At 63.3% G+C, this 2,149-nt stretch carries 4 protein-coding genes and 1 pseudogene; 2 read left to right on the top strand and 3 right to left on the bottom strand.

Going from position 1 to position 2,149, the window contains the following annotated elements:
- The first annotated feature begins 181 nt into the window (after positions 1–181).
- Both HLUSI_RS0109335 and HLUSI_RS0109330 read left to right on the top strand, forming a co-directional pair.
- Entirely contained in the window at positions 182–1,162 is a 981-nt protein-coding gene (locus HLUSI_RS0109335; RefSeq protein ID WP_016833714.1) for a HEAT repeat domain-containing protein, read from the top strand.
- An 18-nt stretch (positions 1,163–1,180) separates the two neighbouring features.
- The gene (locus HLUSI_RS0109330; RefSeq protein WP_016833713.1) at positions 1,181–1,468 is read left to right on the top strand and encodes a gamma-butyrobetaine hydroxylase-like domain-containing protein; all 288 of its coding nucleotides are present in this window, start codon (positions 1,181–1,183) and stop codon (positions 1,466–1,468) included.
- Positions 1,469–1,470: 2 nt separating this feature from the next.
- On the opposite strand, the gene HLUSI_RS0109325 is transcribed toward HLUSI_RS0109330, so the two are convergent.
- The 3 genes and pseudogenes from HLUSI_RS0109325 to HLUSI_RS27815 form a co-directional block, all read right to left on the bottom strand.
- Entirely contained in the window at positions 1,471–1,689 is a 219-nt protein-coding gene (locus HLUSI_RS0109325) for a hypothetical protein (RefSeq protein ID WP_016833712.1), read from the bottom strand.
- A 52-nt stretch (positions 1,690–1,741) separates the two neighbouring features.
- The gene (locus tag HLUSI_RS0109320) at positions 1,742–1,954 is read right to left on the bottom strand and encodes a DUF2970 domain-containing protein (protein ID WP_029363319.1); all 213 of its coding nucleotides are present in this window, start codon (positions 1,952–1,954) and stop codon (positions 1,742–1,744) included.
- Between the two features lie 14 nt (positions 1,955–1,968).
- Positions 1,969–2,149, bottom strand: a pseudogene (locus HLUSI_RS27815) (MFS transporter); the annotation flags it as partial.

Here is a 2,149-nt window from a genome sequence, read left to right as displayed (position 1 = left end):
GCGCATCATCGAGGAAATCAAACTGGACTTCTCTCTCTCTCTCTCGCGCGAATTCACTGAACTAAAACGGCACTGCCTCGCCCTGCTCCATCCCGAAACCCGGGTGGTTCCGCTGGAACGGCTGAGCCCGCTGGGCGCGCCCGACCTGACCCATATTCAATTCGCCATTTAAGGAAACGCAGTGAGCGCAGTCATCAACATCAACACCTCTTTCAACCCCGACGACGGCATCGGGCAATTCCGCGCGCGTCTGCGCGACCCCGACAGTGCGGTGCGCCGCATCGCCATCCTGGACCTGATCGACGTCGCCGGCGATGAACATGCGCCGTTGCTGGTCGAGGCGCTCGGCGATCCTTCTCCCGAGGTGCGGCTGGAAGCGGCGCGCGCGCTGGAGGCCTTTGAAAGCGACGACAGCGTCGCCGGCCTGATCGTGCTGCTGACCGACGAAGACACCGAAGTGCGCGAAGCCGCCGCCCACGCGCTGAGCGAATTGAAAGACCCGGCCTCGGCGGAATTGCTGTTGCCGCATGCGCAGGATGAGCGTCCTTTCGTGCGCGTCGCGATCCTGCGCGCCTTGCGCGAGCTGCGCGTACCCGACAGTCTGGAGCCGGCGCTGACGGCGTTGGATCACGCCGATGCATCGGTGCGACGCGAAGCCATTTCGGTGCTCGGTTATCTGAAGCAAGTCCGCGCGCTGGCGCCCATCATGCAACTGGCTGCGAACGACAGCGATCCGGAAGTGCGGCGCGCGGCAACCGGCGCGCTCGGCTTCTGCACCGATGAAAGCGTCTTGCCGGCCTTGCTGTCGGCCTTGCGCGACGCCGCCTGGCAGGTGCGCGAAGAAGCCGCGACCACGCTCGGCAAACTGCGCCTGGCGGCGGCCACGGCAGAATTGATTACGGCGTTGGAGGATGCCTACTGGCAAGTGCGATTGCGCGCCACACGCAGTCTCGGAAGGCTGCGCAGCAAGGAGGCGATCGCCCCGTTGCTGGCGACCTTGCGTCACGAGATCAGCAACCTGCGCAAGGAAGCGGCGCTGGCGCTCGGCGAGATCCGCGACGCGTCGGCCTTGCCGGCCTTGCTGGAAGCGGAGCAGGATGGCGACCCCGAAGTGCGCAAGGCGGTCCGGCTGGCGCTGGAACAGATCCGCCTTGCGGTCTGAAGTCCACAGGGAAACTCCATGGCTCATCCGCTCAGCCTCCGCAACCACAAGCCTTCGGCCACGCTGCATGTCGCCTGGGATGACGGCGCACAACAGGCGTTGGCGCATGCCTTGTTGCGCGGGCAATGCCAGTGTGCGGATTGCAAAACCATTCGCCGCAATTCAGGCGAGGCGTTGCCGGTGCAGGATGATATCCAACTGGCCGATATCCGTCCGGTGGGCGAATATGGCGTCCAGCTGGTGTTCAGCGACGGGCACGACCGCGGGATTTATCCCTGGGTGTTCCTGCGGTCGCTATCCTCATAAACTTAGTACGGCGTCACGGAGCACCACACGCAATCGGTCCCGAGCTGCGCCAGCATGCGCAGCAGCGCCGTGTCCAGTTCCGCCATGTGGGTGGCGAATGAGAACATCAACAGGGTCGCCAGTATGAACGCCGATGCGCGCTGGCGATGGAGCACCGCGCCACTGCCGCTGCCGGCCCTGCCGTAGGTGCGCAAGAAGTGCTGTACGGATTTGTTGTCCATGGCAATACTCCCTCAAAAAAACAACGTGAACGCAAGCTTGACGGGCCACTTGCTAGGCGACCGCCATCTTCACCACGACCAGCAGCACCGCGATGAAAATGCCGACGCCGACCGCACCGGCGCCGATGACATAAAACGGATTGAACGAGGTCGCGTCCTTCTCGTAATCGGCGAGGCGGCGCAGTCCCGCGAAGGACCAGAACACCGCCGCCAGCGTGGCGAAGAACGAACGTTTCCGTAACTCTTTGGATTGCATGGATGTCATGTGAATTCCCTCTTTCAAACAGGTAGTGCGTCAACGACTGCACTCTTGCGGCTGCCCATCAATTTGAACAGCAACACGCCCGACACGGCGGCGATTGCAGCCGCCGCCAGCGTCAATAAAGCAAATGCGTGGGCGAAGCCGATCTGCGCGATATGCAGCGCCTCCAAGCTGTTGCCCAGCGCCGGCAAGGCCGCT

The sequence above is a fragment of the Herbaspirillum lusitanum P6-12 genome (assembly GCF_000256565.1).
Lineage (GTDB): Bacteria > Pseudomonadota > Gammaproteobacteria > Burkholderiales > Burkholderiaceae_D > Herbaspirillum > Herbaspirillum lusitanum.
This window is presented reverse-complemented; position numbering and strand designations above follow the sequence as displayed.